The sequence below is a fragment of the Haemophilus parainfluenzae genome, assembly GCF_014931275.1.
Classification (GTDB): domain Bacteria; phylum Pseudomonadota; class Gammaproteobacteria; order Enterobacterales; family Pasteurellaceae; genus Haemophilus_D.
Genome location: NZ_CP063110.1, coordinates 683036 through 709450, shown reverse-complemented (window position 1 = coordinate 709450; position 26415 = coordinate 683036). Strand labels below are relative to the sequence as shown.

The 26415-nt window shown below is 39.8% G+C and carries 25 protein-coding genes; 13 read left to right on the top strand and 12 right to left on the bottom strand.

Annotated features, from left to right (window positions below; all coding sequences use genetic code 11):
- Positions 1 to 71: 71 nt before the first annotated feature.
- Positions 72 to 983, top strand: a complete 912-nt coding sequence (locus INQ00_RS03525) for a YncE family protein (protein WP_111394230.1) — start codon at positions 72 to 74, stop codon at positions 981 to 983.
- A gap of 17 nt (positions 984 to 1000) precedes the next feature.
- Positions 1001 to 2086, top strand: a complete 1086-nt coding sequence (gene glpQ, locus INQ00_RS03520; RefSeq protein ID WP_005697412.1) for a glycerophosphodiester phosphodiesterase — start codon at positions 1001 to 1003, stop codon at positions 2084 to 2086.
- Positions 2087 to 2188: 102 nt separating this feature from the next.
- Here the strand turns inward: glpQ and INQ00_RS03515 are convergent, their stop codons facing one another.
- From INQ00_RS03515 to purL, 3 genes are all read right to left on the bottom strand, one after another.
- Positions 2189 to 2842, bottom strand: coding sequence for a hypothetical protein (locus INQ00_RS03515; RefSeq protein WP_197547314.1), 654 nt, complete (start codon positions 2840 to 2842; stop codon positions 2189 to 2191).
- 241 nt (positions 2843 to 3083) lie between these two features.
- On the bottom strand, positions 3084 to 3713 hold the full coding sequence (locus tag INQ00_RS03510; protein WP_005697450.1) for a YkgB family protein: 630 nt from the start codon (positions 3711 to 3713) through the stop codon (positions 3084 to 3086).
- A gap of 188 nt (positions 3714 to 3901) precedes the next feature.
- Positions 3902 to 7795, bottom strand: coding sequence for a phosphoribosylformylglycinamidine synthase (purL, locus tag INQ00_RS03505; protein ID WP_197547313.1), 3894 nt, complete (start codon positions 7793 to 7795; stop codon positions 3902 to 3904).
- Positions 7796 to 7969: 174 nt separating this feature from the next.
- On the opposite strand from purL, the gene INQ00_RS03500 reads away from it, so the two are divergent.
- The 4 genes from INQ00_RS03500 (at position 7970) to INQ00_RS03485 (ending at position 12253) form a co-directional block, all read left to right on the top strand.
- Positions 7970 to 8770, top strand: coding sequence for a class I SAM-dependent methyltransferase (locus INQ00_RS03500; RefSeq protein ID WP_054418523.1), 801 nt, complete (start codon positions 7970 to 7972; stop codon positions 8768 to 8770).
- Positions 8771 to 8889: 119 nt separating this feature from the next.
- Positions 8890 to 9687: a Slam-dependent surface lipoprotein gene (locus INQ00_RS03495; RefSeq protein WP_197547312.1), complete on the top strand. Its 798-nt coding sequence runs from the start codon at positions 8890 to 8892 to the stop codon at positions 9685 to 9687.
- Positions 9688 to 9921: 234 nt separating this feature from the next.
- On the top strand, positions 9922 to 10755 hold the full coding sequence (locus INQ00_RS03490; RefSeq protein ID WP_197547311.1) for a Slam-dependent surface lipoprotein: 834 nt from the start codon (positions 9922 to 9924) through the stop codon (positions 10753 to 10755).
- A 64-nt stretch (positions 10756 to 10819) separates the two neighbouring features.
- Entirely contained in the window at positions 10820 to 12253 is a 1434-nt protein-coding gene (locus INQ00_RS03485; protein ID WP_197547310.1) for a surface lipoprotein assembly modifier, read from the top strand.
- 108 nt (positions 12254 to 12361) lie between these two features.
- On the opposite strand, the gene proS is transcribed toward INQ00_RS03485, so the two are convergent.
- The 6 genes from proS to truD all read right to left on the bottom strand — a co-directional run bounded on the left by proS (position 12362) and on the right by truD (position 18008).
- Positions 12362 to 14077 carry a proline--tRNA ligase gene (gene proS / locus INQ00_RS03480; RefSeq protein ID WP_197547309.1) on the bottom strand — a complete coding sequence of 572 codons (1716 nt, stop codon included), beginning with the start codon at positions 14075 to 14077 and terminating at the stop codon, positions 12362 to 12364.
- A 94-nt stretch (positions 14078 to 14171) separates the two neighbouring features.
- Positions 14172 to 15389, bottom strand: coding sequence for a murein hydrolase activator NlpD (gene nlpD, locus INQ00_RS03475; protein ID WP_197547308.1), 1218 nt, complete (start codon positions 15387 to 15389; stop codon positions 14172 to 14174).
- A gap of 23 nt (positions 15390 to 15412) precedes the next feature.
- Positions 15413 to 15601, bottom strand: a complete 189-nt coding sequence (locus INQ00_RS03470) for a hypothetical protein (protein WP_197547307.1) — start codon at positions 15599 to 15601, stop codon at positions 15413 to 15415.
- Between the two features lie 16 nt (positions 15602 to 15617).
- A complete protein-coding gene (locus INQ00_RS03465; RefSeq protein ID WP_014064605.1) occupies positions 15618 to 16193 on the bottom strand; it encodes a YqaA family protein in 576 nt (191 codons plus the stop codon).
- A 52-nt stretch (positions 16194 to 16245) separates the two neighbouring features.
- Entirely contained in the window at positions 16246 to 16986 is a 741-nt protein-coding gene (gene surE, locus INQ00_RS03460; protein WP_197547306.1) for a 5'/3'-nucleotidase SurE, read from the bottom strand.
- Complete coding sequence (gene truD, locus INQ00_RS03455; protein ID WP_197547305.1) at positions 16986 to 18008, bottom strand: tRNA pseudouridine(13) synthase TruD; 1023 nt, start codon at positions 18006 to 18008, stop codon at positions 16986 to 16988. Before truD ends, surE begins: the two co-directional genes overlap by 1 nt.
- A gap of 206 nt (positions 18009 to 18214) precedes the next feature.
- Here truD and rraB point away from each other — a divergent pair, with 206 nt between their 5' ends.
- The 3 genes from rraB to slyD are packed head-to-tail and all read left to right on the top strand — an operon-like array spanning position 18215 to position 20095.
- A complete protein-coding gene (rraB, locus tag INQ00_RS03450) occupies positions 18215 to 18643 on the top strand; it encodes a ribonuclease E inhibitor RraB (RefSeq protein WP_049363970.1) in 429 nt (142 codons plus the stop codon).
- A gap of 58 nt (positions 18644 to 18701) precedes the next feature.
- Positions 18702 to 19412 carry an SIMPL domain-containing protein gene (locus INQ00_RS03445; RefSeq protein WP_197547304.1) on the top strand — a complete coding sequence of 237 codons (711 nt, stop codon included), beginning with the start codon at positions 18702 to 18704 and terminating at the stop codon, positions 19410 to 19412.
- Positions 19413 to 19456: 44 nt separating this feature from the next.
- Positions 19457 to 20095 carry a peptidylprolyl isomerase gene (slyD, locus tag INQ00_RS03440; RefSeq protein WP_197547303.1) on the top strand — a complete coding sequence of 213 codons (639 nt, stop codon included), beginning with the start codon at positions 19457 to 19459 and terminating at the stop codon, positions 20093 to 20095.
- Positions 20096 to 20174: 79 nt separating this feature from the next.
- On the opposite strand, the gene hslU is transcribed toward slyD, so the two are convergent.
- The gene (gene hslU / locus INQ00_RS03435) at positions 20175 to 21509 is read right to left on the bottom strand and encodes an ATP-dependent protease ATPase subunit HslU (protein ID WP_049356794.1); all 1335 of its coding nucleotides are present in this window, start codon (positions 21507 to 21509) and stop codon (positions 20175 to 20177) included.
- Positions 21510 to 21518: 9 nt separating this feature from the next.
- Positions 21519 to 22049, bottom strand: a complete 531-nt coding sequence (gene hslV, locus INQ00_RS03430) for an ATP-dependent protease subunit HslV (RefSeq protein ID WP_005695137.1) — start codon at positions 22047 to 22049, stop codon at positions 21519 to 21521.
- A gap of 220 nt (positions 22050 to 22269) precedes the next feature.
- On the opposite strand from hslV, the gene aphA reads away from it, so the two are divergent.
- The 3 genes from aphA to INQ00_RS03415 all read left to right on the top strand — a co-directional run bounded on the left by aphA (position 22270) and on the right by INQ00_RS03415 (position 25344).
- Positions 22270 to 22977 (top strand): acid phosphatase AphA, encoded by a 708-nt coding sequence (aphA, locus tag INQ00_RS03425; protein ID WP_054418492.1) that lies wholly within the window; start codon positions 22270 to 22272, stop codon positions 22975 to 22977.
- A 117-nt stretch (positions 22978 to 23094) separates the two neighbouring features.
- Positions 23095 to 24705, top strand: a complete 1611-nt coding sequence (locus tag INQ00_RS03420) for a DNA recombination protein RmuC (RefSeq protein ID WP_054418490.1) — start codon at positions 23095 to 23097, stop codon at positions 24703 to 24705.
- 81 nt (positions 24706 to 24786) lie between these two features.
- Positions 24787 to 25344, top strand: a complete 558-nt coding sequence (locus INQ00_RS03415; protein ID WP_049368085.1) for a TIGR00645 family protein — start codon at positions 24787 to 24789, stop codon at positions 25342 to 25344.
- Between the two features lie 39 nt (positions 25345 to 25383).
- Here INQ00_RS03415 and hslR read toward each other — a convergent pair whose 3' ends face one another.
- On the bottom strand, positions 25384 to 25779 hold the full coding sequence (gene hslR / locus INQ00_RS03410; protein WP_197547302.1) for a ribosome-associated heat shock protein Hsp15: 396 nt from the start codon (positions 25777 to 25779) through the stop codon (positions 25384 to 25386).
- A 64-nt stretch (positions 25780 to 25843) separates the two neighbouring features.
- On the opposite strand from hslR, the gene nudE reads away from it, so the two are divergent.
- Positions 25844 to 26392, top strand: coding sequence for an ADP compounds hydrolase NudE (gene nudE, locus INQ00_RS03405; protein WP_197547301.1), 549 nt, complete (start codon positions 25844 to 25846; stop codon positions 26390 to 26392).
- Positions 26393 to 26415: the final 23 nt, after the last annotated feature.

Sequence of the window (26415 nt, the reverse complement as noted above, 5' to 3'; positions counted from 1 at the left end):
AAGGCTTGCCGCCTTTTTTATTACAAAAAAACAACTGAATTTTTAACCGCACTTTAAAAGGAGATAATGTGATGAAATTGAATAAATTAACCATTATGTTAGGCGCGGCAGTTATGGCAAATGCAGCATTCGCAAATCAAACTTGTGAAGCGCCCTATCGTTCAGCACTCCCCGCTTATACTTATAAATTAGACAAAGTGCTCGAAGTCAACGGACGTCAAGGCATTACCACTGATGGTAAATATTTATATGTATCAGGCAGTAAAACTCTATCTAAATATGATATGGATGGAAAACTGATTAAAGAAAATAAAGATCCTTTTGTCGGCTACCAAAAGGAAGCCAATCACATTGGCGACATTGATATCTACAACAATGAACTTTATGTTTCTTCTGAATGGTTTGATGCTGGCGTAGGGAAAAACATTCAAATTGCTATCCATGACCCTGACACACTCGCATTAAAAAGATCAGTTGATTTTAATCCTGAGTCAGGTCAAGTCGAAGTTTCCGGCATCACCGTAGATACCGTTCACAATTCTGTTTGGATGGCATCTTGGGTTGGTGAGGAAAGTGGTCGTTATTTATATGAATATGATCTTTCAACAGGTAAATATAAACGTAAAGTGCATTTACAACCTGTTCCACAATGGATTCAAGGTGTTTATGCCTATAACGGTGATCTCTACGTCACATCTGATGATGGTACGGCAGATGAAAAAGAACCTGATCATATTTATCGTGTAGAAATTTCAGATAAAAATAATGAAGCTCGCGTTGTTTTAGAAAAAACATTGAATGACATTCGAGATGTCGGCGAAGTCGAAGGATTGAATGTGAATCCAAAAACGAAACAACTACTTGTCCATGCAAACCGAGGCAAACAAATTGTGTTAGGGATGCCAAAAGGATTTTATCCAGGATATGACCGTGAAATTAGTGAAATCTATTTTTACGACATGAAACCAAGATGTAATAAGTAAATCAAGGAGAACACACAATGAAACTCAAAACTTTAGCGCTTTCTTTATTAGCTGCAGGCGTACTTGCAGGATGTAGCGCACACTCTTCTGTGGACACTATGAAATCAGACAAAATTATCATTGCTCACCGTGGTGCAAGTGGTTACTTACCAGAGCATACACTTGAGTCTAAAGCGCTCGCATTTGCACAACATGCAGACTACTTAGAACAAGACTTAGCGATGACAAAAGATGGTCGTTTAGTGGTTATCCATGACCACTTCTTAGATGGCTTAACTGACGTGGCGAAAAAATTCCCAAATCGTCATCGTAAAGATGGTCGTTACTATGTAATCGACTTCACCTTAAAAGAAATTCAAAGTTTAAATATGACTGAAAACTTTGAAACTAAAGATGGTAAACAAGTTGCAGTATATCCAGGTCGTTTCCCACTTTGGAAATCACACTTCAAAATCCATACTTTTGAAGATGAATTGGAATTTATCCAAGGTTTAGAAAAATCGACTGGTAAAAAAGTGGGTATCTATCCTGAAATTAAAGCACCTTGGTTCCACCACCAAAATGGCAAAGACATTGCAGTTGAGACCCTTAAAGTGTTGAAAAAATACGGTTACGACAAGAAATCTGACATGGTTTACTTACAAACCTTCGACTTCAATGAGTTAAAACGTATCAAAAACGAATTGCTACCAAAAATGGGCATGGATTTAAAACTTGTTCAATTAGTGGCGTACACCGACTGGCATGAAACTGAAGAAAAAGATGCGAAAGGTAAATGGGTAAACTACGATTACGATTGGATGTTCAAACCAGGCGCAATGGCAGAAGTGGTGAAATATGCTGACGGCGTTGGTCCAGGCTGGTATATGTTAGTGGATAAAGAAAAATCTAAACCAGGCAACATCGTGTACACCCCATTAGTGAAAGAACTCGCACAATACAAAGTGGAATTACACCCATACACCGTGCGTAAAGATGCGTTACCTGAATTCTTCACTGACGTAAATCAAATGTACGATGCATTATTAAATAAATCTGGTGCAACCGGTGTATTCACCGACTTCCCAGATACTGGCGTTGAGTTTTTGAAAAAACAAAAATAATACGTAAGTAAAACTAATAAAAAGAGCGGTCAAAATTCGTTGTAATTTTTGACCGCTAGCCATCCTGGAAAATTAAAAATAGTTAAAGTAAATAAGCATTATCTATTCAACACTAGATATAAACATACTAGTAAGATTATTTTTCTCATGAAAATATATATTAAATCCATACACAATAAATGCTCCAGGAACAATTTTCAATAAATCACTAGCTGCTAAATGAGCCATTTTTCTTGCAGAAAATTTATTTTTTCTGCGAGTTTTATTTTTATTATATTGTGTAGCGAGTTTTGAGAAAAATATCATATCCATTGCAGTCCCATCTATCCAATCAATTGTAGAATTATAGCCAGCAACCCATTCTAAGTTTGTGGTTTTATCCTCCAATAAATAACGGGCAATATCTTCATTGCCTGTTTCACATGTACCTAAAAATAGACCTTTTATGGTTTTTCTTGTATTTACTTTTGAAATAATATTTCTTAATTCTCTTCTTGAAATATCTACCTCATCAGGTCCTATAACTTTAGAATTGCCATGGGTTGCTAGATATATAACTTCAGTTTTTTTATCCTTGCTGCAATTTTCAAACGCAATCTTTAAAGAATTTTTCTCGCTAAATGAATGATGAAGAAAAGCATCTGAATTATTACAATGTATCGAGGCGATAGACTCAAAAACAGATTTAACTGTATCATTTCCTTCATCAAACCATCTGCTCTCAATAACTGAGAATGGCAAGTATTTCATGGCCATATTAATATCCCTTATTTTTCAATTTTATTGAAATTCACTCTATTGTCTCTAAAATAAACATACAAACAACATTTTCAGATCAATCTTTAGATACTATAAGTTTTAGTCAACTAGTAGCCTACATATTCTAAACATCGAATTATTGCAATAATCAATATTTGAGTATTATTAACTACTACTTTTTTATATCTTAGTAAAAAAGCTTGCCGTTCATCCCAGCAAGCCTTTCAAAATCTAGCTATTACGCAAATTGCTTTTTATTCTCTAAATAGCGTTTCGCACATTCTGCTGCAGCAACTAAGCCACCCGCCATCATAATAATATCTTTAATAACGAGTCGGCCAGCACCTGAGAGATACGGGAAGCCATAATTAGGTGTTGGGAAGTCCCCACCTAAATTAGGCACCCAGGTTTCTGGCGTAAATATCAGGAACGACAGCGTGACTATCGACATACCAAAGGTGAGTAAGCCTCCGAATAAACCTAATGTTGGAGACCAAATCCCCGCTAATACTAAAATACCAATTGTTACAATGATTGCGCCAATAATATAAGAAGCGGTATAGGTGCCGTTGGCTTTATGCCATTCAATATTTTTTGCAACCATTTTGCCTTCAGGGTTTTTATATAAGGTATATTCTTTCACTAAAACACCCTTATCATTTGTCACTTCATTTGCACCGTTTTTGTAAAGGAAGCTTAAGAAAGGGCTATTTGACACAAAGTGTGCGATACCATCTGCCTCATATTGGCAAACTTTTAAACCTCCAATCCAAACCATCACAACACAAATCGCAATGCGGATAAAGTTAATAAATTGACGTTGCAATGGCGCAACGATATTAGCTAGCAATGTAACTAATGCACTCATTTAGAACTCCTCATATAGTTCGATTGATATTACGGACATAATGTCCAAGAATTTTTATATAAATCATTTACAATATTACTCTCTAATATTGTTGGCATTTTTTATTACTAAAATTTATGCAATAAAAAAGAGATACCAATTTCTTAGTATCTCTTATTTTTGATTAATTTTCTGTGAGCAATCTCACATTATTTAAAATTCACTCTCGCATTTCTAAAAATTCGCATCCAAGCGCCATCTTCAGACCAATCATCTGGATACCATGAGTTGCTCACGGCACGGAATACACGTTCTGGGTGTGGCATCATCGCAGCGATACGACCGTCCACGTTAGAAATGGCAGTAATCCCTAATGCCGAACCATTCGGGTTGGCAGGATAGGTTTCCGTCACGTTTAAATGGCTGTCGATATATTGCGCCACAATTAAGTTTTGCGCTTGAAGTGCGGTCAAGTTTTCTGGTGTTTTGAATTCTACGCGTCCTTCACCGTGAGAAACCGCAATCGGCATATGTGAGCCAGCCATGCCTTTAAACCACAATGAGTTGGTGTCGTTGATTTTCACCATCGCAGCACGCGCTTCAAAACGTTCTGATTTATTACGCACGAAACGTGGCCAATTTTCTGCACCAGGAATGATTTCCGCAAGGGTGGAGATAAATTGACAGCCGTTACATACGCCTAATGAAAGGGTGTTTTCATTCGCGAAGAATTGGCTGAATTGATCGCGTAATTGTGGGTTAAATAAAATGGATTTCGCCCAGCCACCACCTGCGCCCAATACGTCACCGTAAGAGAAGCCACCACAGGCCACCATCGCGTTGAAGTCGTTTAAGTTGTAACGACCAGTCATTAAATCACTCATGTGAACATCAATCGCCGCAAAGCCTGCACGGTCAAAAGCCGCCGCCATTTCAACATGGCTGTTTACGCCTTGTTCACGCAATACCGCTACTTTTGGTTTCACGCCTTTGCTGATGTAAGGCGCAGCAATATCTTCATTCACATCATAAGTTAAGTGAGCAGATAAACCTTTGTTGTCTGTTGCTTTTTTCGCTTCAAATTCTTGGTCGGCACATTCTGGGTTATCACGTAAGCGTTGCATTTGGTGAGTGAGTTCTGCCCAAATACCGCGTAATTCAGAACGTTTTTCGCTTAATAGTTTTTTGCTGCCACGCGTGATTTCAAAACGATCTTCTAAGCTGACAGAACCGAGTTCATAAGTTAAGCCAAGCAAGTCATGGGCTTTTAATACCTCACGCACAGTGCTTAATTCACTTTCTGATACTTGGATCACTGCGCCTAATTCTTCATTGAATAACACGGCTAAATCATTGTCGCCTAATGCAGAAATATCCACATCCACGCCGCAGTTACCCGCAAATGCCATTTCTGCAAGCGTGGTAATTAAACCACCGTCTGAACGGTCGTGGTAAGCCAATAATTTACGCTCTGCCACCAATGCTTGCATTGCATCGAAGAAGTTTTTCAGTTTGGCTACGTTCACCACATCGGCTGGTTTGTCACCTAATTGTTTATACACTTGTGCAAGTGCGGTCGCGCCTAAGCGATTTTTTCTTTCGCCTAAATCAATTAACAATAGACGGCTTGCGCCTTTGTCGGTGCGTAATTGAGGTGTCACGGTTTTGCGGACATCTTCCACGCGCGCAAAAGATGAAATCACTAAAGAAAGCGGAGCTGTTACTGATTTTTTCTCACCATTTTCTTCCCAAGTGGTTTTCATCGACATAGAGTCTTTACCCACTGGAATGGTGATGCCTAATGCTGGGCAAAGTTCTTCACCAACTGCTTTCACCGCTTCATATAACCCAGCATCTTCACCACCATGACCCGCTGCAGACATCCAGTTTGCAGACAGTTTGATGCGTTTAATATCGCCAATGTTGGTGCCCGCAATGTTAGTGATAGATTCAGCCACCGCTAAACGTGCAGAAGCCCCGAAGTCTAATAATGCTACTGGTGCACGTTCGCCCATTGCCATCGCCTCGCCGTGATAGCTGTCTAATGATGCAGTTGTAACGGCCACATCTGACACCGGAATTTGCCATGGTCCCACCATTTGATCACGCGCCACCATACCGGTTACCGAACGGTCGCCAATAGTGATTAAGAAGGTTTTTTCTGCCACCACCGGTAAACGTAATACACGATGGAAGGCTTCTTTTAATTGAATATTTTCCGTTGCAAGCGGTCGATTTTCGACAGTTTTTGACGAAACCTCACGCGTCATTTTCGGGGTTTTGCCTAATAACACATTCATTGGCAAATCAATTGGGTTATTGTCGAAATGGCTATCATGCAAGGTTAAATGTTTCTCTTCCGTTGCCTCACCAATGACAGCAAATGGCGCACGCTCACGTTCACAAAGTGCGGTAAATAATTCGAGTTTTTCTGGCGCAACCGCTAAGACATAACGTTCTTGCGATTCGTTACACCAAATTTCCAATGGTGACATGCCTTTTTCATCGCAAAGAATAGAACGTAGATCAAACTTACCGCCACGTTCGCCATCGTGCACCAATTCAGGCATCGCGTTGGATAAACCGCCTGCGCCCACATCGTGAATAAAGAGAATTGGGTTTTCATCACCTAATTGCCAGCAGCGGTCAATCACCTCTTGGCAGCGGCGTTCCATTTCTGGGTTTTCACGTTGAACAGAGGCAAAATCTAAATCCTCTTTTGATTTACCACTGTCCATGGAAGAAGCGGCTCCACCGCCTAAACCGATGTTCATGGCTGGGCCGCCTAATACGATCAATTTCGCACCGACTGGAATTTCGCCTTTTTGAACGTGTTCGCCACGAATGTTACCGATACCGCCCGCTAACATAATCGGCTTGTGATAACCACGCACTTCTTCACCGTTGAAGCTATTGACTTTCTCTTCATAGGTACGGAAATAACCCAATAATGCAGGACGACCAAATTCGTTGTTGAATGCTGCACCACCTAATGGGCCTTCAATCATAATATCTAAGGCTGAAGCAATGCGGTTTGGTTTGGAAAGTGGATTTTCCCAAGGTTGTTCGAAGTTTGGAATGACGAGGTTTGATACAGAGAAACCAGTTAAACCTGCTTTTGGTTTTGCACCACGACCCGTTGCCCCCTCATCACGAATCTCACCGCCCGAACCCGTTGCGGCACCCGGGAATGGCGAAATTGCGGTCGGATGATTATGGGTTTCCACTTTCATTAAGATATGCGCATCTTCATTGTGGTAACGATATTGCCCATCTTGATCCGCAAAGAAACGGCCGACTTTTGAGCCTTCCATTACCGCAGCATTATCTTTATAGGCTGAAAGCACGAAATCAGGGGTTTTCTCAAAGGTATTTTTAATCATCTTAAACAGGGATTTATCCTGTTTTTTGCCATCAATAATCCAATCCGCATTAAAGATTTTATGGCGGCAGTGCTCAGAGTTGGCTTGCGCGAACATATAAAGTTCAATATCGTGCGGATTGCGCCCTAATTGGGTGAAATTTTCCACCAAATAATCAATTTCATCTTCTGCCAGTGCCAAACCTAATTCTACGTTGGCTGTGACCAAGGCTTCACGTCCACCTTTTAAAATATCCACAGTTTTGAACGGTTTCGGCTCTTGATGACGGAATAAAATCTCCGCATCTTGCGGATTGCGCACCACCGTTTCCATCATTCGGTCATGTAAAAGTACGGTCAATTTTTCAGTTGTTTTTTCATCAAGCGGTTGGCTTAACTCAAAATAATACGCCAAACCACGCTCAATACGCTCTACTTCACTTAAACCACAGTTATGCGCAATATCGGTCGCTTTAGAAGACCAAGAAGAAATGGTGCCGACGCGTGGAATCACGATAAAAGTTTCGCCTTTGGCATCGTGTTCTGCCAAAGTTGGGCCGTAATGTAACAATGCTTTTAGTTTTGCTTCCTGCTCGCTAACAAGCGGTCGATTTAATTCCACAAAATGCAAATATTCCGCATAAACCGATTTCACCGGTAATTGATTTTGTTGGAATTTTTGCATTAAGCCTTGGATACGGAATTCAGAAAGGGCGGGTGAGCCACGAAAAGTTTGAAACATACGGGTACCTTTGAGTTGTGTTTGAGGTAAAAATCGCGGGCTATTATAAAGGAAAAACACTAAAACGAAAACGTTTGCGTCAATCATTTTCAAATGATTTTAAATGGGAGAAAGCATATAATCATCAAGCAATTTAAAACAATCCTAAAACTAACCGCACTTTGGGGCGTTACTATGATCATCAATGACATCAATTTCAACGATCTCTACCAACAACATCTAAAAGCCTGTAATCACTATAATCTTCCACCAACAAAATGGGATAAAAAAGCCCCTAAAATGGCTGAGAATTTAGTGGGCAAGCCAAGCCGCTATAACGAAACCTTGCTTAAAGCCATGAATGTGCAACCCAATGAAACAGTGTTAGATATCGGCTGTGGCCCCGGCACCTTTGTGATTCCTTTAGCCCAACAATGCCAAGCTGTGTATGCCCTCGATTACAGCCAAGGGATGTTGGATATGGTGCAGCAATATAAAGAAAAGCATCAACTGAATAATATTACGCTTCTACATAAATCATGGTCGGATAACTGGGACGATGTGCCTCAAGCGGATGTAATACTCGCCTCTCGGTCGACGCTTGTGGATGATTTGGATGACATGATTGAAAAGCTGCAAAGTAAGGCAAAAAAACGCGTCTTTTTAACCTCAGTGACACAACGCCATTTTCTCGATGAAGGTGTATTTGAAGCCATTGGTCGTGATGATGTGGGCTTTCCAACTTATATCTATTTAGTCAATCGCCTTTACCAAAAAGGCATTCTCGCTAATGTAAGTTTTATTGAAACTGAATCAGGCCATTTCCAAGGTGAAACCTTTGAGGATTTATTAAATTCTGTGGAGTTTTCTCTCGGCAATCTCACCGAAAAAGAAAAACAAGATTTGGCTCAATTCTATCAACAAAAACAAATAAACAATGAACCGATAAAACACGGACAACGCAAATGGGCGTTGATTTGGTGGGAAGTTCAATAAAACAAAATATTTAACCTTAAAAAGTTCACTAACTTTATAGACGGGATAGTACTGAAATGATAGTCTCTCTGATAATTTTAAGGGTATTTTCGTCTATTTTTTAAATAAGGAATATTATTATGCTCTCTTTTAATCATGTTTTTAAATTTGGTGCCACTGCATTAGCCGCTTTCGTATTATCTGCTTGTGGTAGCAGCGGTGGTGGCGGTGATAATCAAGATAGTTCCCCCGTAAATAACCATGAATTAAATCAATCAAATACTCTTGTGAATAACAATGTAGTTCAACAACAAGCCAATAAGAAAACAGGTACTGCATTTATTGATGATAATGGTTCCTTTCGTCGTGCACCAATCAATGGCTATAATACAACGAGCATCAATGTTGAGGGAATCAATCTAGAAATTGGATTTCCAGACATTTCAGCGGGGGGGTGGGCTAAGACTACTGCCAATGACAGACGTATAGATGTATGCTGTGGACGTTATTCTGATATTCGTTTCGGTATTAACGATAGCTTAGATGACAATGGCAAATTTTATTTATTCTATAACGGTAACCCAACTCTTAATATGCCAACAAGCGGTAGCGCTTCTTATTCTGGTCAATCTATCCTTGCAATAGATATCACTGAATCGGATGAGGACGACTACCATATTGGTAACTCTCAATTTAGTGTTGATTTTGGTAATAAATCATTAAGTGGTTCATTAGGGATCAACAACATTCAATATGTAAATATTAATGCATCTATTTCAGGTAACAATTTTAGTGGATATGCAAATACCTCTTTATTACCATCGTCAGTAGCGAATGTAGAGGGTAAATTTTATGGAGAACAAGCAAAACAACTTGCTGGCTTAGCAGAGGCTAATGATAACAGCTGGGCTGCTGCATTCGGTGCTCAAAAACAATAATTAGTGTTATTTTAGGTATAGTAAAGCAAGCCTTGGGCTTGCTTTATTTCTCTTTTGACATAAATAATAAACTTACAAAAGTATAATATAAACACTGTAATTTATTTTCAAATTAAAATACTTAATCTTATAAAATCAACTAGCTTTATAGACAAACTGAAGTTGAAATGATAGTCTTGGGGAGATACTTTTTAAAGGTATTTTACTTCTACTTTTTAAATAAGGAATATTAGTATGTCTTCTTTAAATCATATTTTTAAATTTGGTACAACAGTATTAGCAGCTTTAGTATTATCTGCATGTGGTAGCAGCGGTGGTGGTGATAGTAACAATAACGAAGCTACACCAACGAATAATCAAGGACAACAGAATCAATCCAATACGTCTGTAAATAACAATGTAGTTAAACCTATTCAGCAGGTTAGTGGTAATGGGACTGGTGCTACACTTGTAATTTCGGGTGATGATCACAATGCTTCTGTTCGTCGTTCAGCAATTAATGGCTATAACACAACAAATATTAATGTTGATGGTACTAATGTGACGATTGGATTTCCAGGAATTTCAGCTGGCAATTGGTCAAAAATTAGAGCTAATGGTAGAGATCTAGAAGTGTGCTGTGGCCGCTACTCTGATATTCGTTTCGGTGTGAGTGGTAGTTCAAATGATAGAGACAACACTTATTTATTCTATAATGGAAACCCTACTAACAGCATGCCAACAAGTGGCACTGCATCTTATGTAGGACAATCTATTATTACTGCAGATATTACAACTGACATTCCAGTATTAGATGATAAAGATTACTACACTGGTAGTTCACAATTTAACGTAGATTTTGGCAACAAGACACTAAATGGTTCATTAGGAATTAACAATATTCAACCTGTGAATATTAATGCCTCTATTTCAGGTAATAGCTTTAGTGGATCAGCAAGCTCATCTTCATTGCCATCTGCAGCACGTGTAGAAGGTAAATTCTATGGTGTTCAAGCAAAAGAACTTGCTGGCTTAGCACAAGCAAATGACAACAGCTGGGCCGCAGCATTCGGTGCACAAAAGCAATAATTGGTTTTAATCCTGACATAATAAAGCAAGCCTAGTGCTTGCTTTATTTCTCTTTTGATAACAAATGAAATTTACAAAAACTTTTTTATATACAGTATTAAGCATAACATGTGCTCAGTGGGCAAATGCCGAAGTGGCACAATCTAAAAATGACACGTTAGACAAAAATATTCAGGTTGCATCGCCAAAGCTTCAAGCACCTGCGATCCAGCCGAAGACAAATAATGAAGGCTCAGTCTCAATGACTAAAGAAGAGCTAGCTCGTCATCCTGATTTAATCGTACGTGGGATGATTCCTTCAGTGTTACAAAATAACGAAGAAGCTGTTTCGCTTTTATTGCCTTTATATCGAGAACTCCCTAAAAAGGATCCTGTGTTATTGAGCTGGGCTGAAGCTATTGATGCGCGTCATAAAGGCAATTATAGTGAAGCAGCACAACGCTATCGTACGCTATTCACCCAACATTCTGATAGCCTTCCATTACGTTATCAGCTTGCTCAAGCACTCTTTTTAAATAATGATAACGAAGCAGCAAAAGATCAGTTCCAAAAATTACGTGCAGAGCAAATGACGCCAGAAATGACTGCCGTTATTGATCAATATTTATCTGCATTAAATCAACGCGATCAATGGAAATTTTATGGTGGAGTAAGTTACCTCAATGAAAGCAATATCAACAATGCGCCTAAAGCAGGTACTCATATTGGTAACTGGAAAGCTTGGAGTAAAGAAAGTGCACAAGGGCTTTCTTATTCATTAGGTGTTGAGAAAAAATGGTCTCTTGCACATAACTTTTTCACTAAATTAGGCTTAGATGGAAATGGTAAATACTACTGGAATAACAAAAAATATAACGAATTAAATACGCGCTTAGGTTGGGGATTAGGTTATCAAACTTCCCATTTAGAATTGGCTTTAACACCATTTACCGAAAAACGTTGGTATAGTGGTGGCTCAAACGGTAGCGATGCACTCAAACAATACTCTAAAAACTCTGGCGTACGTTTTGATATTAGCTACTGGCTTAATCCTCGTTGGCAAATTTCATCTGCTTTGGAATATGGCGAACAACGCTATGATTGGCGAAAACATTTAAACGGCAACAATTATTTATTTTCCAACACATTACTCTATGTTCCGAAAAGCGGACAACATTGGTTTGCTGGGGTAGATTATTCTCGTGAAAATACTCGAGACAAAGATAACGCCTACCAACGAGTAGGTGGACGCCTTGGTTGGGGACAAGAATGGCCATGGGGAATATCAAGCCGAGTGACACTTTCATATGCTAAACGTCATTATCAATCGGCTGATTTCTTTAACATTCGTCAGAAAAATAGAGAATATGCTTCAACGTTAACATTATGGCATCGTGATCTCTATTTCTGGGGTATTACGCCTAAGATTACATGGTCTTATCAAAAAGTGAAAAGTAATCATCCTTTCTATGGTTACGACAAAAACCGTGTATTCTTAGAAATGAGTAAAACATTTTAACCACAAAAAACGGTTGCTGAGACAAACTCAACAACCGTTTTGTTTATTATAAATTAAATACATCCTTGGCATAGCAACTAAAGCTATGCCATGAACTTTAGCTCTCAATTAAGCTTTAATTTGTCCTTTCAAGAAATCTAACAACTGATCTTTGGCAATCATTTGTTTTTCACCGGTGCGGCGATTTTTGTATTCGATTTCGCCATTTGCGAGATTTTTCTCACCAATCACCACCATATGTGGCACGCCGATAAGTTCCATATCTGCAAACATCACACCTGGGCGTTCTTTGCGATCATCAAAGATCACTTCTACACCTTGAGCCTGTAAAGTGCGGTACAATTCTTCAGCATATTCTTGAACGCTTTCAGATTTATGCATATTCATAGGCACGACAGCTACGGTGAATGGCGCAATTTCATCTGTTGGCCATACAATACCGCGATCATCAAAATGTTGTTCAATCGCCGCAGCGACCACACGCGTTACACCAATACCGTAACATCCCATGGTTACGACCATTGGACGACCATCTTCACCTTGAACAGTCGCATTCATCGCTTCTGAGTATTTTTTACCTAATTGGAAAATGTGGCCTACTTCGATACCACGTTTAATCAATAAGGTACCTTTACCATCTGGGCTTGGGTCACCTTCAACCACGTTACGAATATCCGCCACTTTTGGTAACGCTACATCACGTTCCCAGTTGATATTGAAGTAATGTTTACCATCAATGTTTGCACCCGCACTGAAATCAGACACTAATACCACTGAACGGTCAATAATCACTGGAATATTGAGATTAACAGGGCCTAATGAACCCACACCTGCACCAATTTTGGCTTTGATAACAGCTTCGTCTGCAAACTCAAATGGTGAAGCCACTTCAGGTAATTTTTCCGCTTTAATTTCGTTTAATTCATGGTCACCACGAATGACTAATGCCACTAACGGTTGCTCTTCGCTTGCCCCTTTTACGATTAAGGTTTTAACCGTTTTCTCAATTGGCAAATTAAATTGTTCCACCAACTCAGCAATCGTTTTTGCATTTGGTGTATCAATTAATTCCATGGCTTTCGTTGGTGCTGCGCGCTCACCAATTGCCACCGCTTCCGCTAATTCAATGTTTGCAGCGTAGTCAGATTCAGTAGAGAAAATCACATCATCTTCGCCACTGTTTGCTAGCACTTGGAATTCATGTGACGCACTACCACCGATAGAACCGGTATCCGCTTGTACTGCACGGAAATCTAAACCTAAGCGATTAAAAATATTGCTGTAAGTTTGGTACATCACATCATAAGTTTGTTGCAAGCTAGCATGATCTGCATGGAAAGAATACGCATCTTTCATGATAAATTCACGCGAACGCATTACACCGAAACGAGGACGCACTTCATCACGGAATTTGGTTTGAATTTGGTATAAATTGATCGGAAGTTGTTTGTATGATGACACTTCGCGACGAACTAAATCGGTAATCACTTCTTCATGTGTTGGACCTAATACAAAGTTACGGTTTCCGCGATCCACAAAACGTAGTAATTCTGGGCCATATTGTTCCCAACGACCTGATTCTTCCCATAATTCTGCTGGTTGCACTACTGGCATTTTGATTTCAAGTGCGCCACTTTTATCCATTTCTTCACGAATGATTTTTTCTACTTTACGAAGCACACGCCAGCCGGTTGGCATCCAGTTATAAAGACCTGAAGCAAGAGGACGAATCATTCCCGCACGAAGCATTAATTGATGGCTCACAATAGCCGCTTCAGCTGGGGTTTCTTTTAATGTTGAGAATAAATATTGACTTGTACGCATTGAATTAACCTTAGATTCTAAGCATTGAGAAAAAATTGGTGAGAGTATAACAAAAAGTGCGGTCATTTTTAACCGCACTTTTTCTGTGAAAAGATTATCTTCTCGGTAAGTATCTGACAGGATCCACAGATTTACCTTTATAACGGATCTCGAAGTGAAGTTTCACAGCATTGGTTCCTGTGCTACCCATTTTTGCAATCTCTTGACCCGCTTTCACTTCTTGTTGATCGCTCACAAGGATCTTGTCGTTGTGTGCATAAGCACTTAAGAAATCATCGTTATGTTTGATGATAATTAAGTTACCATAGCCACGTAATGCGTTACCCGCATACACAACACGACCATTCGCAGCAGCTTTAACTGCTTGGCCGCGAGAACCACTGATATCAACCCCTTTGTTACCACCATCGGTATTAGAGAAACCTTGGATCACGTTACCTTGGGTTGGCCATTGCCATGCAATATTCGACGCAACTGGTGCCACAACATTCGCATTAACTGGTGTATTGTTTGTGGTTTCTACTTGTGTTGTCGTCGTCGCTGGTGTGCTAGGCGTATTGTTTGTGAAAACTGGTTTTGAAGGTTCACCATTACCCACACCTGATTTAATAGGGCCAATTACTGTACCATCAGAACCAATTTGTGTGCCATTTGCACCTGGTGTATAAGTCACTTCTGGCTCAGCAGGTGCCGCTGGTGCGGTAGTTTTCACTGGAACTGTTGTAGTGATTGTTTTGGTTGAACAATTTGAAATTTTTAATGTTTGACCCACACTTAAGCTGTAAGGCTCTTTCATATTGTTCATGCTCGCTAAATCTTTTACGTCCATACCCGTCAAGTAAGCGATTAAGAACATGGTATCGCCTTTGTTTACTTTATAGGTGTTTCCTTTGTATGAACCTTTTTGAATTTGGCTGTAATCTGGTGCATTGGTATTTGGATTACGCGGCACGTTGATTGCACCTGAGCTGGTACAATCAGAAACTGTTTTAGTTACCGTTTTAGTTTGCGGTTGAACCGGTGCTGGAGCAGGCTGTGGTTGAGTTGCTGCTGGCTGTTGTACCGGTTGGTAAGTTGGTTGGAAACTTGGCTGTGGTGTTTGAGTTCCCGTTGGCACGCTGCTGCCCATTGTACTTGGCATGGTATTTTGTTGGATTTCTGGCTGCCATGTACCGCTAGAGTTATTATCAACAGGTTGCATTACACCTGGAGAAAGTGTGCCATCCACATTTTCGATTGGTGCAGGGCTATTTGAACTACAAGCCGCTAAAATAGCGATACTCACAGGGAGCAATAAAAACGATTTTTTCATTTATTCTTCCTTTAAAATTAAATTTATTTCATTTGATTTGGCATTGAATTCTTTTCAATTTCCGGCATAAAGCTACCACCGGCAACCGCTCCCGTTCCTTCTACTGGTTGCATAATACCATCTGGCAATGCATCGGGATCTTGTTTTTTCGGTTCTCCCGTACAAGCTGAAATCAGCAATGCACTCGAGATAATAAAGAGTAATTTATTCATAAAAAAGGTCATCCTGTTATTTTAAAATAATATAAATAATCACGGCTAAAGCAACGACACTCCAACCAATGACTTCAATGGATTTACGTAATTTCGCGGCGAATTTCTCTCCGCCCCATGCAGCAAGTTTTGCCACTAAAATAAAACGAGCAAAACGCGACACAAACGCGGTAATCACAAAGGGGATAAACGCCATTTGCATCACGCCCGCGCAAATGGTGAAAACTTTGTAAGGAATTGGGCTAAAACCAGCAACAAAGACCACTAACACGCCCCATTCTTTAAACCATGCCATAGCTTGTTCCCAAGCGGCTTGGTAACCCCATTGTTGAATATAACCTTGAACCCAATCAAAGGCATAATAGCCGATAGCATAACCAATCATTCCCCCCACAACAGAAGCGACCGCCGTATAAAGCGCAAAACGAAACGCACTTTTCGGCTTTGACATTGACATTGGAATCAACATCACATCGGGTGGAATGGGAAAGAAAATGGCCTCAATAAAACTCACAAAGGATAACCAAAACACGGCAAAGCGATGTTTTGACCATTGCATCGTTTTATCGTACATCGCACCAAAAATATTCATTCACTTATCCTTCATGTGTTCAATGGGGAAAAATTCGTTTCAAAATGGCACATTATTCACTTTCCAGCCAATCTTGTAAAGCAGCAATTGACTGATGAGCCGTAAGATCTGCCTGAATTGGCGTAATGGAAACATAACCATTTTTTACTGCATGGAAATCGGTGCCTTCACCATCATATTCCGGCAAGCCTGACGGACCAATCCAATAGATATTTTCGCCACGAGGATCTTCTTGTTTAATCACTTCAGCTGCAGATGTGCGATAGCCTAAATGACAGACTTTGATGCCTTTAAGTTCTTCATAAGGCAAGTCTGGCACATTGATATTGATGACTTCGCGTTTATTCAATAATTGAGGATGTAATTTCGGAATTAAATCACACACCACACGAGCGGCTGTTTCATAATGCAGACGACCATCTAAAGAGACGGCAATGGCTGGCAATCCTAAATGACGCCCTTCCAATGCTGCGGCCAAGGTACCGGAATAAATCGTATCATCCCCCATATTGCAACCCGCATTAATGCCAGATACCACAAGATCCACTTGGCCAGATAAAAAACCATTTAAAGCCAAATGCACGCAATCTGCAGGGGTGCCATTCACGCAGTAATCACCGCAATCTAAATGACGAGGGCGAAGCGGCTCAACAAGCGTTAATGAGCTTGATGCCGCGCTACGATTACGGTCGGGCGCAACAATCACCACATCGGCAATTTTTCGTAATTCTTTTGCTAAAACTTGAATCCCTTCGGCGTGAAAACCGTCATCATTGCTGACTAAAATTCGCATTATTCTTCTTCCTTAATATTCACTAACTCTCGCACCAATGCAGTGGCATAACTCCCTGCCGGCAAATAAAATGAGAGCTTCAATCCTTCTTCAACAAACGACCAATGGAAATCTTTTGCCTGCATTAATAAAGGGCGGCGAGCGGCTTTCATTCGTTCTTGTTTCATTAATTCTTGGAAAACCTGGTGTTCTAAAACCACTTGATTTTCGACCGCACTTGCAGATAAATTTTCTTCGCCAATTAAAGGTGCAGTGAGCAAAATATCTTGTTCGTTCAAACGTTGCTGTAAAACCGCTAAATCTTCATTGTCATCGGCCTTAAACCAACTGTGCGATCCGTTTAATTGCACAATATCGTCTCTTAGAACCTGATCTGCCACATTTTGTTCAATTCGTTCTGCAACAACCAAATTAAAAATTACACTGCGAGCCGCTGAAAGGTAAAAACTGCGTTTTTTACGATCTTTGACCTTAATCTCCCCTTTCGCCCAACGAATCGCTTGAGTCAGATTATGGCCATCTCGACCAAAACGTTGCTCTGTGAAGTAGTTAGGGAAACCATATTTCGCTACAAAATTCAAGCGCTCATTTAATTCGTCACTTTCTTTTGCACCACGCAATAAAATCTCAAAAGCATTCCCCTGAAGACTGCCTGTACGAATTTTACGATTGTGGCGAGTGACGTCTAAAATCTCGACACTTTCCAATTGAAATTGACTAAAATCTGGCGTTTCCTTACCTGGCATTTGTAAACAAAACCATTGTTCTGTAATACCATGACGATCTTTCAAACCAGCATACCCCATATTTCGATCAGAAATACCCGCAAACTTGGCAAGTTTTTCGCCCACAAACAATGTATTGCAATCCGTTTTACGGATTTTTACCGCCACAAATTCGCCTTCCCCTGACATTTCATAGCCAAGATCTTCTTTAACAATAAAATCAGCAAATTCTTGCTTTAAAAGTGCGGTTGTTTTTGGCGGTGTTTTTAAGGTGAAATAAGGGAGATGTTTGACCATTTTTTTCGTTCTAAAATAAGAAAGCCCAACTTTTTTCGCTGCAATAAATAGCGTGATCAGCTGGGCATGTTAAGCACAATTTATTCGCGCAGAATTTTAACCTTTCCGCCCCCTCAAGGCAAACTGAAATGAGCATAAATTTTTAGCGACATTTTCATCTTTATCCCCTACAATGACCGCACTTTTTCTGACAAAAGGAATGCCTTATGACGAACTTTAATGAACTTCAAGAAGAAACCCGTGAAATCATTACGGATTTATTAAATGACGGCAGCGATCCGGATGCGCTTTATATTATCGAACATCACATCGCCCATTATGATTTTGATACCTTAGAAAAAATTGCCGTGGATGCTTTCAAAGCAGGCTATGAAGTGTCAGAAGCAGAAGAATTTGAAGATGAAAATGGCAAGGTCATTTTCTGTTTTGACATCATCAGTGAAGTGGAATTAAAGCCTGAAATTATCGATGCACAACAAAAAGAAATTTTACCATTAGTCGAAAAATACAAAGGTATTTATGATGGCTGGGGCACGTATTTTGAAGATCCAAATGCGGAAGATGATGAATACGGCGATGACGGCGAATTTTTTGACGATGAAGATGTCGAAGACGACAACGAACGTTTACATTAATAATGTGGGGGGAATTAATCGCCCTTAATTTTTATCTTACCAAAATAGGAATGAAAAAATGAAACTCAAAGCACTTTCTCTTGCATTACTTGCCTTACCTATCGCTTCTTTTGCAGAAGAACCCGTACCGAATTATCCAGCTGATGTAACCTTTACTGTTGAAGCAGAAAAAGCAGTAGAACGTGATTTATTGCAAGTCTCCCTTTTTTACCAAGCGGAAGGCAATGATTTATCCGCGCTCAATAAAACCATGGCAGAAAAAATGAATAAAGCCATTGAATTAGCGAAAGCACAGAGCTCGGTCGAAATTACTGATAATTCTCGTAATACTATGGTTCGTTACGATAATAAAGGCAAACAGCAAGGTTGGATTGCGCATGCAGGATTAACCTTAGAAAGTAAAGACTCTCAAGCATTATCAACATTAGTAAATGAACTAGATGGCGTATTGGCCATTGCTCAGGTCAATGCCTCTGTTTCTCGTGAAAAATTAAGTAGTTTAGAAAATGAATTAACCAAAGAAGCTTTAGCAAAACTTAAAGATAAAGCACTCTTAGTTCAAGAATCCTTGCAGGTGAAAGGTTATCGCATACAGAACCTTGAAATTTCCTCAGCTAATGATTCAGTCGCTGATTTCCGCCCTTATGCTGCAGCCGAACTAAGCTCTAAAAGTTTATACTCGAGTGGGAAAGATGAAACTTACACTCAAAGTGGCAAAGAGAAAATTAAAGTCAGTGTGAATGCGCGAATTACATTGCTTAAAGAATAATTTTCTATACAATGAACGACGATTTTTTTAATAAGGAAAACAATATGAAAGTAGCAAAAAATACGGTTGTGAGTATCGCTTACCAAGTACGTACTCAAGACGGTGTATTAGTTGATGAAGCACCAGCAAATCAACCATTAGAATATTTACAAGGCCACAATAACTTAATCATTGGTCTTGAAAATGCCTTAGAAGGTAAAGAAGTTGGCGACAAATTTGAAGTACGTGTTCAACCAGAAGAAGGCTACGGCGAATACAATGAAAACATGGTTCAACGTGTACCAAAAGATGTATTCCAAGGCGTTGATGAAGTGGTGGTTGGTATGCGTTTCTTAGCAGATACAGATATCGGCCCTGTTCCTGTTGTGATCACTGAAGTGGACGGCGATGAAGTGGTGGTTGATGGTAACCACATGTTAGCAGGTCAAGAATTACACTTCACTGTTGAAGTTGTTGGTACTCGTGAAGCAACATTAGAAGAAATTGCTCACGGTCACGTGCATGGTGAACACGATCATCACCATCATCACGATGATGAAGGTGGTCACGGCTGCGGTTGTGGCGGTCACGGTCATCACCACCATGATCACGATCATGGACACGGTGGTTGCTGTGGCGGTGGTCATAAACACGATCATGATCACGGACACGGTCATGGCAGCTGTGGTTGTGGCGGTCACTAATCTTAATCTAGAGATAAAACTAGAGACAAAAAAAGTGCGGTTAAAAATAACCGCACTTTTTTCTTTATCTAAACTTTCATTACAGAATAAATCGGCTTAAATCTTCATTCTCAATCACTTCGCCTAATGCATCAATCACATAAGCGGCATCGATATTCACGGTTTGACCGTCCATTTCGCTCGCATCAAATGAGATTTTATCCATTAAACGTTCCATAACAGTATGTAAACGTCTTGCACCGATATTCTCCGTTTTCTCATTCACACGGAAAGCGGCTTCGGCAATTTTCTTGATTGCATCTTGTGTAAACTCAATGCTCACGCCTTCTGTCGCCATAAGCGCTTTATATTGCTCTGTTAAAGACGCATTTGGCTCAGTTAGAATACGCTCAAAGTCTTCTGCCGTTAATGCAGACAATTCAACACGAATCGGCAAACGACCTTGCAATTCAGGGATTAAATCTGATGGACGCGCCACTTGGAATGCACCCGATGCAATAAAGAGAATATGATCGGTTTTCACCATCCCGTGTTTAGTATTAACGGTAGAACCTTCCACTAATGGTAATAAGTCACGTTGCACACCTTCACGTGATACATCTGCACCACTGTATTCGCCTTTTTTACAGATCTTATCGATCTCATCAATAAACACGATACCGTTTTGCTCAACTGCATCGATAGCTTTTTGTTTCAATTCCTCTGGATTGATCAATTTGGCCGCTTCATCATCAATTAAGGTTTTTAATGCATCCTTAATTTTCATTTTGCGTTTTTTAGTTTTATCCGAACCTAAACTTTGGAACATGGATTGCAACTGATTGGTCATTTCTTCCATGCCTGGAGGTGCCATGATTTCCACACCCATTGACACGCCCGCCGACACATCAATTTCAATTTCTTTATCATCTAACTGCCCTTCACGTAATTTTTTACGGAACGCTTGACGAGTGCTGCTGTTGGTATCGTGGTTTTCCACTTCACCCCATTGATTTTTTGGTGGTGGTAGCAACGCATCTAAAATACGATCTTCAGCCGCATCTTCTGCTTTCGCACGATTTTTCGCAATTTCTTGTTGGCGAACCAATTTCATCGCACTGTCCGTTAAATCACGGATAATGGAGTCCACTTCTTTCCCCACATAGCCCACTTCGGTGAACTTCGTCGCTTCCACTTTAATGAAAGGTGCATTGGCTAATTTTGCAAGACGACGGGCAATCTCGGTTTTACCCACACCCGTTGGCCCAATCATTAAAATATTTTTAGGGGTCACTTCATGACGAAGTGGCTCTTGCAACTGCATTCTTCTCCAACGGTTACGCAACGCGATCGCCACCGCTCTTTTCGCCTCTTTTTGACCGATAATATGTTGATCTAATTCGGAAACAATTTCACGAGGGGTCATTTCAGACATAATTCTTCCTTATTTATTCGGTAATTCTTCGATAGTGAAATTCGTATTGGTGAACACGCAAATATCACCCGCAATTTTTAAAGATTTTTCTACAATTTCACGAGCTGATAAATCGGTATTTTCTACCAACGCACGGGCTGCCGATAATGCATAATTACCGCCTGAACCAATGGCTAAAATCTGATCAGCTTCTGGTTGAACAACATCACCAATACCGGTAATGATTAAACTTTCTTTTTCATCCGCCACAATCAGCATCGCTTCTAACTTGCGTAACGCACGATCGGTTCGCCAATCTTTGGCTAATTCCACGGCGGCTTTTAACAAATGCCCTTGATGCATTTCTAATTTACGCTCAAATAATTCAAATAAGGTGAACGCATCGGCTGTACCACCTGCGAAACCGGCTAAAACTTTGCCATTATATAAACGGCGTACTTTACGGGCATTCCCTTTCATGACGGTGTTGCCTAATGAAACCTGTCCATCGCCCCCAACAACCACTTGGCCATTACGACGTACGCTTACAATTGTTGTCATTCTTTTAATCCTTCTTTTAAGAAAAGTTACTCGTTATATGGCGATCGATTCCACCAAATTCAAGGGAAAATTTTTCTTTGATGCTTTATTAGACAATCAGTTTAAAAAAATGTGACAAAGATCACTTTTTTAAATAGCAAACGATTGCTATTATTTCACACCTTTATTTTAAAGGAATATGATTTGTTACAAATAAAACAAACTACTTAATGAGGAAAACATGAAAAATTTACTTAAACTTTCTGCCATTGCAATTTTAGCGGCAAGCGCAGCCTCTACTTTTGCATCAAACAAAGAACCTTACACTGAACAAGGTACGAATGCTCGTGAAATGACAGAGCAAAAACCGATTCACTGGATCTCTGTTGAGCAGTTGAAAAAAGAATTAGAAGGCAAAGCACCAATTAATGTGAGCTTCGACATTGATGATACTGTACTTTTCAGTAGCCCTTGTTTCTACCACGGCCAAGAAAAATACTCACCAGGTAAAAATGATTACTTAAAAAATCAAGATTTCTGGAATGAAGTGAATGCAGGTTGTGACCAATATTCCATTCCAAAACAAATTGCGGTGGATTTAATTAATATGCACCAAGCACGTGGTGACCAAATTTATTTTATTACTGGTCGTACAGCTGGCGATAAAGATGGAGTGACACCTGTGCTACAAAAAGCCTTTAATATTAAAGATATGCACCCTGTAGAATTCATGGGCGGTCGCAAACTTCCAACTAAATATAACAAAACACCGGGTATTATTGAGCACAAAGTGAGTATTCACTATGGTGACAGCGATGACGATATCCTAGCCGCAAAAGAAGCAGGTATTCGCGGCATCCGCTTAATGCGTGCAGCAAACTCAACTTACCAACCGATGCCAACCCTTGGTGGCTACGGTGAAGAAGTATTGATTAACTCAAACTACTAATCTTCCTAAAAAAGTGCGGTTATTTTTGACCGCACTTTTCTTATCTAATTAACAATCTTAATTTTTAAAAAGTTTCTGGGAATATGATAAAATTTTTCTGTTTCCAGGAGCCTATTTATGTCAGAACTCACGCCTAATCAATATTTAATCATCATTGCCGTGCTGGTTTTTATTAGCATTGTGATGCTTTTTCTATTAAGCCGCAGCAAACGAGATACGCAAGAATTACAACAAGATCTCAATAAAACCATCGGTGATTACAACCAATTAGCAGAGCGTTTTGATGCTTTAAGTGCAGTCAAAAATCAATTAGAACAACAAGCCGTTAAAGCGCAAACTCATGCGGAAGGCTTACAAACTCGTCTTAATGAACGTGATGAAAAAATCCAATATTTAGAAAAAGAATTGGATGAGGAACAGCTCCGCCACGATCAAATTGGCGGGCAAATCACCGCATTAAAAGAACGCTTTGGGATCGCATCCGCACAAGCCGAAAGCTTGCAAGGTCAATTACAACAAGCGCAAGAAAATGTACTACGAAAAGAACAAGAGCAGCAAAAAACACAGGAAAAATTGACCGCACTTTCACAAGAATTAACGGAGCTCAAAACCACCCTTTCCGAAAAAGAAAAGCATTTTGCCGAACAGCAACAGCATATTGAGCAATCCAAACAACAGCTAGGCGTAGAGTTCCAAAATCTGGCCAACCGCATTTTGGAAGAAAAAAGCCAATCCTTTAATCAGACCAATCAAACCGCATTGGAAACCTTATTGAAGCCTTTCCGGGAACAAATCGAAGGGTTTCAAAAACGAGTCAATGAAATCCATTCCGAATCTGTAAAAGGCAATGCAGGCTTAGAAGCGGAAATCAAAAAGGTGTTGGAAATTGGTTTAAATATGTCGCAAGAGGCCAATAATTTAACTTCAGCCTTAAAAGGTGAAAAGAAAACCTTAGGCAACTGGGGAGAAGTGCAACTTGAACGCGCACTTCAGTTGGCAGGTTTGATTGAAAACGTGCATTACAGTGCGCAGGCCCATTTTAAAGATGAACAAGGCGGTCGAAACTATCCTGATTTTGTGCTCAATTTACCTGATGAGAAAAATATTATCATCGATAGCAAAATGTCATTGAATGCTTACGAAAGTGCGGTTAATTCTGAGGATGAATTTGAACGTGAGCGTTTACTAAGGGAGCATATTAAAGCCCTGAAAAACCACATTGATGACTTGCACCGCAAGGATTATAGCAATTTAATTGGCATGCGCAGTCCTAATTTTGTCTTGATGTTCATCGCTGTGGAACCTGCTTATATTGAAGCCTTAAAATTAGACCCAAGTCTGTTTAATTATGGCTATGAGAAAAATGTGATTATGGTTTCGCACACGACCCTTATGCCAATTTTACGTACTGTGGCGAATTTATGGCGTATCGAACGAGGCAACGCCGAAGCCAAAGAAATCGCGGAAAAAGCAGGTGAAATTTACAACCAGATTTGCTTGGTGGCAGAACGTTTAAACAAACTGGGCAATACCCTTTCTACTGTGAGCAATCAATACAACAGCACCGTCACCGCCCTTGTGGGACAACAAGGTTTAGTGGGGAAAGTGGAACGCTTTAAAGACTTGTCAGCGAAAGCTAACAAGAGCATGCCAAACGTTGAATTACTCAATAATGACGTGGATTTAACGCGCCTATCCCTTATCACTACCGAGAATGAGGTAAAATAAAAAACACCGGTTGAATTTTTCTTTAAAAGCGGCTATTTTCTTGCCGCTTTTTTATTTGAATTTTTATTTATGAGGAATTTTATGGCAACGGAACAAAAAGAAATCTCGGATCCATGTGCAAAATATAATGAACAGACTAACTTTCTAAGCAAAACGATTTTTGCAAGTCGTTGGTTACAAGTGCCTATTTATTTAGGTTTAATTGTTGTACAAGGCATCTATGCCTACAAGTTTATGAAAAACTTGTGGTATCTCATCACCAATGTTAATGAAATGGATGCGGACACCATTATGCTCGCCGTACTCAATCTCATTGATGTGGTAATGATTGCTAACTTATTAGTAATGGTAACATTAGGCGGTTATGAGATTTTTGTTTCAAAACTGCGCACGAAAAACCACCCTGATCAACCTGAATGGATGAGCCATGTGAATGCGACTGTACTGAAAGTTAAACTTTCCATGTCAATTATCAGTATTTCGTCTATTCACTTATTGCAAACCTTTGTGAATGCCTCAAAAATTCCTGAAAAAACGATTATGTGGGAAGTGATTATTCATTTTTCTTTCTTGATTTCAGCGATTGCCATGGCTTATACCGATAAAATCTTATACAGTACAAGTCATAAAAATCATTAATACGCAAAGTGCGGTCAAAATTGACTGCACTTTTATTTTCTAGAACTCATCTTGGTGTTTAAATTTCAATAAATCTCGACGTTCTTTTTTGTTTGGACGACGATCAGGATGTGGCATCGAAAGTGCATTATTTTTTCTTGCCCATGCCATTTCTTCGCGTTTTTTCACACTCTGAGTCGTTTCTCGGTAAAGCAGTTGGGCTTCAGGGGCGCCACGGCGTTGGTCACTCAACGCAATCACTTCAATTTCTTTTTCATCGCTACCTTGACGAAGCTTAATCATAGCGCCGACTTCTACATTTTTGCTTACTTTAGCTCGTTGACCGTTGTAATGGACTTTGCCCCCTTCAATCATCGCTTTTGCAATGCTACGGGTTTTATAAAAACGCGCCGCCCAAAGCCATTTATCTAATCGTACTTCGTTATTTTCAGTCATAACTCTTCCTATTTCTCTCACTTTGCGTATGATGAGCCAATAACAAGATAATAGGGCTAATATCATGAAAAAACAACTTCCACACATTCTCTCCCTTTCCACGGTGGCAAAATCCCGCTTGTTTGAAATTCAAGCTGTCGATCTCAAATTCTCTAATGGCATTGACCGCACTTATGAACGTTTCCGCCCTTTTAATCGCGATTCCGTCATGGTGATTGCAATTGATGGAGAGGAGCTCCTCCTGGTTCGCGAATATGCCGTTGGAACAGAACAATATGAGTTAGGCTTTGTAAAAGGTGGCATGGATACGGGAGAAACGCCCGAACAAAGTGCGAATCGCGAATTGCAGGAAGAAATTGGCTTTGGGGCAAAAAAATGGACGTTTTTACGCACAATGAAGATCAATCCACAAATCATGGGTCATAAAATGCACGTTTTACTAGGTGAAGATCTATACCCAAATCAACTGGAAGGGGATGAACCCGAACCATTAGAAATCGTGCGTTACCCTTTATCTCAACTTGATGCCCTGTTGATAAGTGACGAATTTAATGAGGCAAGAAACTTAACCGCACTTTATACCTTACGAGATTATTTAAAAAAACGTAAATAAATCGAAAAAATTTAGATAAATTC

Excerpts from the sequence above, each read along its gene's own strand:
- INQ00_RS03415 (WP_049368085.1), top strand. The coding sequence starts at position 24,787 with ATGGCAACGGAACAAAAAGAAATCTCGGATCCATGTGCAAAATATAAT.
- INQ00_RS03445 (WP_197547304.1), top strand. The coding sequence starts at position 18,702 with ATGAAACTCAAAGCACTTTCTCTTGCATTACTTGCCTTACCTATCGCT.
- hslV (WP_005695137.1), bottom strand. The coding sequence starts at position 22,049 with ATGACAACAATTGTAAGCGTACGTCGTAATGGCCAAGTGGTTGTTGGG.
- hslR (WP_197547302.1), bottom strand. The coding sequence starts at position 25,779 with ATGACTGAAAATAACGAAGTACGATTAGATAAATGGCTTTGGGCGGCG.
- nlpD (WP_197547308.1), bottom strand. The coding sequence starts at position 15,389 with ATGAAAAAATCGTTTTTATTGCTCCCTGTGAGTATCGCTATTTTAGCG.
- nudE (WP_197547301.1), top strand. The coding sequence starts at position 25,844 with ATGAAAAAACAACTTCCACACATTCTCTCCCTTTCCACGGTGGCAAAA.
- INQ00_RS03485 (WP_197547310.1), top strand. The coding sequence starts at position 10,820 with ATGAAATTTACAAAAACTTTTTTATATACAGTATTAAGCATAACATGT.
- INQ00_RS03465 (WP_014064605.1), bottom strand. The coding sequence starts at position 16,193 with ATGAATATTTTTGGTGCGATGTACGATAAAACGATGCAATGGTCAAAA.
- rraB (WP_049363970.1), top strand. The coding sequence starts at position 18,215 with ATGACGAACTTTAATGAACTTCAAGAAGAAACCCGTGAAATCATTACG.
- proS (WP_197547309.1), bottom strand. The coding sequence starts at position 14,077 with ATGCGTACAAGTCAATATTTATTCTCAACATTAAAAGAAACCCCAGCT.
- INQ00_RS03470 (WP_197547307.1), bottom strand. The coding sequence starts at position 15,601 with ATGAATAAATTACTCTTTATTATCTCGAGTGCATTGCTGATTTCAGCT.
- truD (WP_197547305.1), bottom strand. The coding sequence starts at position 18,008 with ATGGTCAAACATCTCCCTTATTTCACCTTAAAAACACCGCCAAAAACA.
- glpQ (WP_005697412.1), top strand. The coding sequence starts at position 1,001 with ATGAAACTCAAAACTTTAGCGCTTTCTTTATTAGCTGCAGGCGTACTT.
- purL (WP_197547313.1), bottom strand. The coding sequence starts at position 7,795 with ATGTTTCAAACTTTTCGTGGCTCACCCGCCCTTTCTGAATTCCGTATC.
- INQ00_RS03510 (WP_005697450.1), bottom strand. The coding sequence starts at position 3,713 with ATGAGTGCATTAGTTACATTGCTAGCTAATATCGTTGCGCCATTGCAA.
- INQ00_RS03495 (WP_197547312.1), top strand. The coding sequence starts at position 8,890 with ATGCTCTCTTTTAATCATGTTTTTAAATTTGGTGCCACTGCATTAGCC.
- slyD (WP_197547303.1), top strand. The coding sequence starts at position 19,457 with ATGAAAGTAGCAAAAAATACGGTTGTGAGTATCGCTTACCAAGTACGT.
- INQ00_RS03525 (WP_111394230.1), top strand. The coding sequence starts at position 72 with ATGAAATTGAATAAATTAACCATTATGTTAGGCGCGGCAGTTATGGCA.
- INQ00_RS03515 (WP_197547314.1), bottom strand. The coding sequence starts at position 2,842 with ATGGCCATGAAATACTTGCCATTCTCAGTTATTGAGAGCAGATGGTTT.
- surE (WP_197547306.1), bottom strand. The coding sequence starts at position 16,986 with ATGCGAATTTTAGTCAGCAATGATGACGGTTTTCACGCCGAAGGGATT.
- INQ00_RS03420 (WP_054418490.1), top strand. The coding sequence starts at position 23,095 with ATGTCAGAACTCACGCCTAATCAATATTTAATCATCATTGCCGTGCTG.
- INQ00_RS03500 (WP_054418523.1), top strand. The coding sequence starts at position 7,970 with ATGATCATCAATGACATCAATTTCAACGATCTCTACCAACAACATCTA.
- INQ00_RS03490 (WP_197547311.1), top strand. The coding sequence starts at position 9,922 with ATGTCTTCTTTAAATCATATTTTTAAATTTGGTACAACAGTATTAGCA.
- hslU (WP_049356794.1), bottom strand. The coding sequence starts at position 21,509 with ATGTCTGAAATGACCCCTCGTGAAATTGTTTCCGAATTAGATCAACAT.
- aphA (WP_054418492.1), top strand. The coding sequence starts at position 22,270 with ATGAAAAATTTACTTAAACTTTCTGCCATTGCAATTTTAGCGGCAAGC.